The organism is Massilia sp. X63 (assembly GCF_041023745.1).
In the GTDB taxonomy this organism is placed as follows: Bacteria; Pseudomonadota; Gammaproteobacteria; order Burkholderiales; family Burkholderiaceae_D; genus Telluria.
Map to the genome: position 1 here is coordinate 1 of NZ_JBFTEF010000032.1, position 7,506 is coordinate 7,506.

The window sequence follows — 7,506 nt, forward strand, 5'->3', positions numbered from 1 at the left end:
TCAAAGCCTGATGACCATAGCAAGTCGGTCCCACCCCTTCCCATCCCGAACAGGACCGTGAAACGACTTTGCGCCGATGATAGTGCTGCAACCAGTGTGAAAGTAGGTTATCGTCAGGCTAGTTATAAGAAAAAGCCCATCCAGTGATCTGGATGGGCTTTTTTGCGTTTGCACGCAATCCCCACCGCTCGAATCCGCATTGCGGGTCCTCGCCCTGCGCCGGGCGACGGGGGTACGACCCGTCTCCTATTGGCTCGACAGCTCCACCAGATAAGCGGCGGCCAGGCGGGCGAACTTCAGTGCATGCGTAGTCTGACCGCCCGAGTTCTCCAAGGTATCCTTGGCCGTGTGAATGTACGGATTATCGCGCGCAGACGAGGACTCGAAGGGCATCGATACGGGGTAACCCTGGGCGTGCCAGCTGGCGTGGTCCGAACAGGCGTAACCGCACTTGTCGGTCCCCACCTTGACACTCGGAAGATAGGCGCCGGCCAGCCGAGCCAGGCGGGATGCGTGACCTGGACTACCGCGATGTCGTCGGGCCCGGCCGCCAGCTCGCGCCATGTCGACAGCAGCCAGTTCGAGGCGTCGACGCCCGAGCGGCTTGTGTAGTAGCGGTTGGCGAAGCCGCTCAAGGCCGGGATCGTCGATGCGATATGGCTTTCCTGCATGCTCGCCAACAACGGTTCGACGAGCTCGCGTTGCCGGATCTCGTACTGGCGCGGCTCCGGCAGCAGGCGTCGCTGTTCAAGGGCGGCACGCGCCTCACCCTGGCTGGCGTGGTACATGAAACCCCCGCATTGCCCCAGACGCTGGTGGATCGCCCCGCTGACCGTGGCCAGCCTGGCTTCGTCCAACACGATGGCGTGGACTTTTTCCGACACGTCTCCCACGCGCAACTGTCGGCGCTCGACCGACACCAGCTCGGGCGCCACCGCCTTGGCTTGCCGGAAGGCCGCGTCGCCCATCGTGATCCAGGCCTTTTTCCTGGGCGACGGGCCGGCGTTCGCAGCCAGGCTGAGGCACACAGTGGCAAACACGCAGAGCTTGAGCAGGCCGGACCCCATGGTATTCCTCCTGGCATGGCAGACGGAAAATCCTAGCAGTCCAGGTTGCTCTGCCGTTTGCCGAGCCTCAAGGTACTGGGAACAGGCCCCGGCTGGCGTACAGCAAAAGCCTGACGTCTCCCTCTGGCTAGCTGAACGATAACCCTACGGTGAATCCTACAACTGCTCGGAGTCTTCTCCTATACAGCGCTTCTGTTTCGGCGCGCATGATCGGTCCATCGGTTCAGCGACGCGAAGGAGGAATCATGAAATCGAAAGAAAAGAGCCTGGGTGGAGACAAGCGTTCGCGCGGTATCCACAAGCCGAAAGGTGTGGCGGTTGCCGAAGGCAGCATGCAGACACGGGCGCCCGGCGCGGTGATGCGCGGCGGCCCGGAATCGCCTTTCCCGATGGCCCGTATCGGCTCCCAGCAGTCCGATACGAACGGCCGCGGGCAGCGCGGCGGCGCGGGTTCGGTCCACCAGGGCTGGAGCGCACGCCAGCGCGGCCAACGGATGCAGGCGCAGGCTGAACAGAATCGCATGGGTGAAGCCCAGCAATCCGGCCAGGGCGGCATCGAGCAATACCAGCACGCCGGCTCCCGGCAGTCGGATTCCGGCATGGGCGGCGCGAAAGGATTGCAAGGCCGGCCGGACCAGCCTCCGTCCGACTTCGGCAGCAAGCCGAACAAGAAGAATCCCGGCAGCTGAACGCCGGCGCAAGACATTGCCGACCCGGGATTCCCGGGTTTTTTTACGCCCGGGCGGGCCGTCGCAAGCGCGGAAACTGACCCTTTGCGCAAACTGGGGCACAATGCACCTGTCAGCCTTGCCATTTCAACCATGACAGGAGAAGCATGAACGAACAGGTCGCACGCAATGTCGTGCTTGTGCGCGCCATCGAGTCCGCCGACGTCAACCACGAAGTGTTGAGCGACGACGACCGCAAATACGCCAGCCGCAGCGCCAAGGAGCTCGCAGCCTGGCAGGCCGCGGACAGCAAGACCGCAGTCACCCAGCATCACTTCCTGCAGCAGCGCGCCGAGCAGATCCTCAAGCGCCTGGGCGAACGCTCGCCGGCCTTCGGCGCCTTTGCCAGGCGCAGGCTGGGCCTGGGCGGCGTGTGGCTGGCCCTGCCTTTCCTGGCTTTGATCTCCGGCGCGGTCCTCGACCGCATCGCCGACCCGCACCGGGTCGACCTGCTGTCCGCGCCCTTCCTCCTGATCATCGGCTGGAACCTGCTGGTCTACCTCGGCATGCTGGTGTGGGCGCTGATGTCGGCCATGGCGCCCGGCAAACGCCATGGCTGGGCAGGGCCGAACCTGCTGCGCCGCCTGAGCGTCGGCAAGGCGGTCATGCCGCGCAAGCTGCCCAAGCCCATGGCAGAGGGGCTTTCCGTCTTCATGGGCGAATGGACTGCGCTGAGCGCACCGCTCACCCGCGCGCGTCTGAGCCGCACTATCCATCTGTCTGCCGCCTGTTTCGCGCTCGGCGCCATCGCTTCGCTGTATGCGCGCGGCCTGCTGACCCAGTACGTGGTCGGCTGGGAGAGCACCTTCCTCGACGGCCGCCAGGTGCACACCCTGCTGTCCTGGCTGTTCATGCCGGCGATGAACGTGTTTCCCTTCCTGCAGGGCTTCTCGCTGGCCGAGATCGAGCAGCTGCGCTTCGGCCGCACCGTCACTGCCGCCAGCGGCGAGCGCTGGGTGCACCTGTACGGCGCCACCTTGCTGCTGCTCGTCGTGCTGCCGCGCCTGCTGCTGGCCGCGCTGGCGGGATGGCGCGCGCGCCGCCTGGCCCGCCACTTCCCGCTCGACCTCGACCAGCCGTATTACCGCAAGCTGGCCGACAGCATCGGCGCCGGCACCCCGGCCCTGCTGCGCGTACTGCCCTACAGCTACACGCTCGACGAGGCGCGCGACCGCGGCTTGTGGGCGATCGCCGCCGGCGCCTTCGGTGCGCAGGCGCGCGTCCAGTTGCGGCCGACGGCCGCCTACGGCGTCGAGCCGAAGGAGGCGCTGCGCGATACCGCGCTCGACGAGGCGGGCGTCACCGTCACGGCCGTCCTGTTCAGCCTTGCGGCCACGCCCGAGAAGGAAAACCACGGCGCCTTCCTCGACTACCTGAGCAAGCACCTGCGCCGCGGCGTCGCCGTGCTGGTGGACGAATCCCCGCTGCTCGAACGCGCCGGCGAAGGGCAGGGCAATGCCACGCGGGTTGCCGAACGCAGCGCGCTATGGCGCCAGTTCTGCAGCTTCCACGGCACCTCGGCCACCTTCGTGAACCTGCTCCAGCCCGACAAGTACCCGCTCGAACTGGGCGCCGGGCTCACCCTGCCGGAGCTGCGATGAACGAGCCGGTAAAAATCCAGTTCGCGCTCGTCTCGCACACCAACAACGGCAAGACGACGCTGGCCCGCACCCTGGTCGGGATGGACGTGGGCGAAGTGCGCGACGCCGCCCACGTCACCCAGTTCGCCGAAGCGCACCTGCTGCAGCAAAGCGCAGCGGGCGACGCGCTCGTGCTGTGGGACACGCCGGGCTTCGGCGATTCGGTGCGCCTGCTGAAGCGCCTGTCGATCGCGGGCAACCCGATCGGCTGGTTCCTGCGCGAAGTCTTCGACCGCTACCGCGACCGCCCGTTCTGGCTCAGCCAGCAGGCGCTGCGCGCGGCCAAGGAAGAAGCCGACGTGATCCTCTACCTGGTCAACTCGTCCGAGTCGCCGCAGGACGCCGGCTACCTGCCGTCCGAGATGAAGATCCTCGAGTGGCTCGGCAAGCCGGTCGCCGTGTTGCTCAACCAGATGGGACCGCCGCGCCCCGGCGCCGACGAGTCGAACGAGCAGGCACGCTGGCGGCAGCACCTGGCCCAGTTCCCGGTGGTGAAGGACGTGCTGCCGCTCGACGCCTTCGCCCGTTGCTGGGTGCACGAACACGTGTTCTACGAGGCGATCGGAAGACTGCTCGACGAGGGCAAGCGGCCCGGCTATGCACGCCTGCTCGAGGCCTGGTCCGCCGCCAACCGGCAGCGTTACGAGAGTGCCCTGCGGGTCTCGGCGGAGCTGCTCGCCGCCGCCGCCCGCGACGTCGAAGCGATCCCGGACGAAGGGCGCAGCATGCTGCGCAGCGCGCTCAAGGCGGTCGGCCTGGGCAAGGACGAACAGCGGCGGCAGGAGCTGGCGATGGCGGCGCTGGTCGAGCGCCTGAACGACCGCATCAACGGCGCGACCGCGCGCATGCTGGCCCTGTACCGGATCGATCCGGGCCAGGCGCTGGCGATCAATGCACGGGTGCGCGACAACTTCGCGGTGCGCGCGCCGGTCGACAAGGCGCAGGCCGGCCTGCTCGGCGCGGTGGTGTCGGGCGCCGCCACCGGCCTGTCGGCCGACCTGATGGCCGGCGGACTGACCATGGGCGCCGGCGCCCTGCTGGGCGCGCTGGTCGGCGGGCTGACGATGGCTGGGGCGGCCTGGGGATTCAACCAGCGGCTCGACCGCAACAAGCCGAGCGTGCAGTTCGCCGATCCCTTCCTGCAGTCGCTCCTGAGCAGCGCGGTGCTGCGCTACCTGGCGGTGGCGCATTTCGGGCGCGGGCGCGGCAACTGGGTCGAGGGCGAGGCGCCGGCCTTCTGGCAGCTCGAAGTCGAGCGGGCGCTGGGCGAGCGTGCCGCCAGCCATCCGGACCTGTGGCAATCGGTACGCACCGCAGCGGACGACGCGGCGGCGGCCGCACTGGTACAAGCCGTGCTGCGGCCGGTCACCGACGCCACGCTGGCCAGGCTCTATCCCGGCGTCGCGCTACCCGCGCCGGCGGAGGCCAAGACGGCCTAGAACTGGTACTGCGCGCTCGCGCCCACGATCCAGTTGCGTCCCGGCGCCGCTTCGTAATAGCGGCGGTTGGCGTCGCCCACGATCACCGAGCCGACATAGGTCCGGTCGAACAGGTTGTTCAGGCGCGCGAACTGCTTGAGCTTCCAGCCGCCCAGCTGCTGGCTGGCCTGCACGCGCGCGTTGACGATGGCATAGCCGGGCGCCGGGGTGGCGGTATTGGTGTCTTCCGCATAGACGCGGCCGTTGGCGATGGTTTCGAGCGCCGCGCCGAAGCGCCCGGACTGCTCCGTCCAGCCCAGTTCTCCGTACAGGCTGGTCTTCGGGATGCCCGGCAGTCGGCTGCCCTTCGCGACGGCGCCGAAGCCCTCGTCATAAATGGCGCGCAGCGCGCTCACGGCCAGGCGCGCGTTCCAGCCGGCGCCCAACTGCGCATCGAGCGACAGCTCTCCGCCCTGGCGCAGGGTGGCGCTGGCATTGCGGTAACTGGTGCGGCCGCCCGAGGAGCTGTCGACCACCAGTTCGCCCTGCGTGCGGACCTGGAACACGGCGGCGTTGACCCGCACTCCCGGCTTGAGCATCGCCTTGACGCCAGCCTCGAGGTGCTTGCCGATCGCCGGCGCGAGGCGGAAGTTGAAGCCGCCGCCCGTGCCCGAATAGAACACTTCGTTCAGGGTGGGTGTTTCGAAGCCGCGCGCGGCGCTGGCATACACGTTCAGCGAAGGCGATACCTTGTACAGCACGCCCACCAGCGGCGCCGTGTGGCGGTAATCGACGCTGCCGCTGTCGTCGCCGTTGGCCAGGTAGCGGTCGCTGACCTCGAAACGCACGCGGCTGCGGCGCACGCCGCCGGTCAGGACCCAGGCACCGCGTTCCCATTCCAGCTGGGCATAGGGATCAACGCTGCGCACCTCGTTCCGTTCGTCGCGCCGCAGATTGCCCTTCACACCAAAGGTATTGCCGACGAAGTTCTCGAAGCCCTGGCGCGCATCCACCGAGCGCGCCAGTTCCAGGCCGACGGTCGCGCGCAGCGTGCCGCCGGCCAGTTCGCGCACCGCGCGCCAGTTGGCGTCGATGCCGTGGAAGTCGCGGTCGAAATCGACCACACCGCCGGAGTGGGTAGGCGGCGCCTGGAAGCCGCGCGAGAACGACTGGTACTGGACGACCCGGCGGTTGCCGCCATAGGCGGTCAACAACAGGCGATCGGCGCCGAAGTGCTGTTCCCAGGTCAGGCCGAATTGCTGATGGTCGATGCTCTTGCGCGTGTTGTAGCGGTCGGCCAGGGTGCGCTGGGGCGACTGGGTATCGGTGCTGTCGATTTCGCCGGCGCGCGGGTCGCGCTGGTAGGTAGCCCAGGTGACGCCGAGCGGATCCTGGGTGTCGTCCTGGCGCAGGCCGCTCGCGGTCAGGACCAGGCGGCTGTCGCGCGTCGGCTCGGTCACCAGCTTGGCATAGGCCTGGTCGCGGGCGGCGGCGCTGTGCGCACGGTAGCCGTCGGTCTCGAAGCGCGAGGCGTCCAGCAGGTAGCCCAGCTTGCCGCTGCGGCCCTGGGCATTCACGTCCAGCTTGCGCATCCCATAGCTGCCGGCGGAAAAGCTGGTTTCGACCGCCAGCGGTCCCTTCGGATCGCGCGTGAACAACTGGATCACGCCGCCGGAGTGGTTGCCGTACAGGGCGGAGAAGGGGCCGCGCAGTACTTCGATGCGCTCGGCCATGTCGAGGTTGAAGGTGGCTGCCTGGCCCTGGCCATCGGGCATGGTGGCCGGAATGCCGTCCGCGACCAGGCGCACGCCGCGCACGCCGAAGGCCGAGCGGGCGCCGAAGCCGCGCGAGGAGATCTGCAGGTCTTGCGCATAGTTCTGGCGGTCGCGCGCCACCATGCCTGGCACCGCGGCCAGGGCCTCGGAGGCGTTCACGCGCGGCTGGGTATCGCGAATCTGCCCCGCATCGACGACGTCGATCGCGGCGGGCAGGTCGAAACTGCTGTGCTCGGACCGCGCACCGGTGACCACCACCACATTGAGCGGGCCGCGTACTTCCTGGGCCGCGGCATAAAGCGGCAGGCACATGCATGCTGCGGCGATGGCCTTGCGGCGGAAGAGGTCTGGCTTCACTTGTTCTCCAATGGCTTCGTCAAACCCGCAGGAGCGGGACTGGTTTCGGCAGGGAATATACCCGCCATCGCAAAAGACTGCATGCACCGTTCCAGCGATACTTTTCCAAAGGGGACTTGCGGACGCCGAAAACGTTTGCTATAGTTCGCCTCCGCTTCGGGAGCGCTGCAAAGCGCGGAACGAAAAAGCTCAACGAAATCAGTTGGTTAAGTTGACAAGTTCCACAGAGGAATCTGAAGCGAAGCGAACGAGGGGTTGACGAGAAACGCGAAACACTGCATAATCTCACTTCTCTGCTGCTGACGAACACAACGCTTCGTAACCAGGCAGCAAGGTAGTACAGAACAAGAGTTCTTTAACAATCAACAGTCGATAAGTGTGGGCGTTTGATGAGGGTGCCGGCTGGCTTAGGTCAGCTGCATACTTAAATTATCAAATGTTCACAAGAAATAAACGTAAATCTTCGAAAGAAGGTTTCGTCAGTATTTTGAGTGAGCGACTCCGCTAGCGATAGCGGATGA

The 7,506-nt window shown here is 66.8% G+C and carries 6 protein-coding genes and 1 rRNA gene; 5 read left to right on the forward strand and 2 right to left on the reverse strand.

Annotated elements, in window-relative coordinates; translation table 11 throughout:
* Positions 1-6 precede the first annotated feature (6 nt).
* Positions 7-119: ribosomal RNA gene (gene rrf, locus AB3347_RS25715) — 5S ribosomal RNA — on the forward strand.
* A gap of 127 nt (positions 120-246) precedes the next feature.
* Here rrf and AB3347_RS25720 read toward each other — a convergent pair.
* A complete protein-coding gene (locus tag AB3347_RS25720) occupies positions 247-564 on the reverse strand; it encodes a M28 family peptidase (RefSeq protein WP_369094500.1) in 318 nt (105 codons plus the stop codon).
* 92 nt (positions 565-656) lie between these two features.
* Between AB3347_RS25720 and AB3347_RS25725 the strand changes: the two genes are divergently transcribed.
* The 4 genes from AB3347_RS25725 to AB3347_RS25740 all read left to right on the forward strand — a co-directional run bounded on the left by AB3347_RS25725 (position 657) and on the right by AB3347_RS25740 (position 4,874).
* Entirely contained in the window at positions 657-1,103 is a 447-nt protein-coding gene (locus AB3347_RS25725; protein WP_369094501.1) for a hypothetical protein, read from the forward strand.
* 209 nt (positions 1,104-1,312) lie between these two features.
* Positions 1,313-1,756 (forward strand): hypothetical protein, encoded by a 444-nt coding sequence (locus AB3347_RS25730; RefSeq protein WP_369094502.1) that lies wholly within the window; start codon positions 1,313-1,315, stop codon positions 1,754-1,756.
* Positions 1,757-1,902: 146 nt separating this feature from the next.
* A complete protein-coding gene (locus AB3347_RS25735) occupies positions 1,903-3,396 on the forward strand; it encodes a DUF2868 domain-containing protein (RefSeq protein ID WP_369094503.1) in 1,494 nt (497 codons plus the stop codon).
* Positions 3,393-4,874, forward strand: a complete 1,482-nt coding sequence (locus tag AB3347_RS25740; protein WP_369094504.1) for a DUF3482 domain-containing protein — start codon at positions 3,393-3,395, stop codon at positions 4,872-4,874. Before AB3347_RS25735 ends, AB3347_RS25740 begins: the two co-directional genes overlap by 4 nt.
* Here AB3347_RS25740 and AB3347_RS25745 read toward each other — a convergent pair.
* The gene (locus AB3347_RS25745) at positions 4,871-6,985 is read right to left on the reverse strand and encodes a TonB-dependent receptor family protein (RefSeq protein WP_369094505.1); all 2,115 of its coding nucleotides are present in this window, start codon (positions 6,983-6,985) and stop codon (positions 4,871-4,873) included. The genes AB3347_RS25740 and AB3347_RS25745 overlap by 4 nt on opposite strands.
* Positions 6,986-7,506 lie beyond the last annotated feature (521 nt).

Coding starts and splice junctions, on each gene's coding strand:
- AB3347_RS25735 (WP_369094503.1), top strand. CDS start 1,903: ATGAACGAACAGGTCGCACGCAATGTCGTGCTTGTGCGCGCCATCGAG.
- AB3347_RS25730 (WP_369094502.1), top strand. CDS start 1,313: ATGAAATCGAAAGAAAAGAGCCTGGGTGGAGACAAGCGTTCGCGCGGT.
- AB3347_RS25725 (WP_369094501.1), top strand. CDS start 657: ATGGCTTTCCTGCATGCTCGCCAACAACGGTTCGACGAGCTCGCGTTG.
- AB3347_RS25740 (WP_369094504.1), top strand. CDS start 3,393: ATGAACGAGCCGGTAAAAATCCAGTTCGCGCTCGTCTCGCACACCAAC.
- AB3347_RS25720 (WP_369094500.1), bottom strand. CDS start 564: ATGGCGCGAGCTGGCGGCCGGGCCCGACGACATCGCGGTAGTCCAGGT.